Source organism: Colwellia sp. RSH04 (genome assembly GCF_003545765.1).
GTDB lineage: Bacteria > Pseudomonadota > Gammaproteobacteria > Enterobacterales > Alteromonadaceae > Colwellia.
This window is the reverse complement of the sequence record NZ_QXIO01000061.1, coordinates 1-530: the sequence shown is the minus strand read 5'-3', so window position 1 is coordinate 530 and position 530 is coordinate 1. Positions and strand designations below refer to the sequence as shown.

The window sequence follows — 530 nt, the reverse complement described above, 5'->3', positions numbered from 1 at the left end:
GCATCCGTCTCGTTGCCGAGCGCATGCAGACCGCGCCGCCGATCGGCGAGGAGCGTGGCGTCTGCATCAACACCGCGAGCGTCGCCGCCTTTGACGGCCAGATCGGCCAGGCGGCGTATTCGGCATCGAAGGGCGGCATCGTCGGTCTGACGCTGCCGGTCGCACGCGATCTTGCTTCGCTCAACATTCGCGTCATGACCATCGCGCCGGGCCTGTTCCTGACGCCGTTGCTGATGGGCCTGTCGGAAGAAGCCCAGAAGAGCCTTGGCGCGCAGGTGCCACATCCGGCGCGTCTCGGCGATCCGAGCGAGTACGCCCAGCTTGCTGTCGCCATCGTCGAGAACCCGATGCTGAACGGTGAAACCATCCGTCTCGACGGCGCGATCCGCATGGCGCCGCGATAGCACGAAGCGTCGCCCTTCGAGGCCGCCGCTTTGCGACGGCACGTCAGGGTGACGAACGCGCGTTATGCGTCATCCTGAGGTACGAGCCGCCTTTTGCGGTGAGCCTCGAAGGGTGATGCAAGCTCT

Annotated in this window: 1 protein-coding gene; it reads left to right on the top strand. The window is 65.8% G+C overall.

Annotated features, from left to right (window positions below):
- The coding region (locus D1094_RS18485) for an SDR family NAD(P)-dependent oxidoreductase (RefSeq protein WP_118961559.1) at positions 1 to 404 on the top strand (404 nt) is incomplete at its 5' end.
- Positions 405 to 530: the final 126 nt, after the last annotated feature.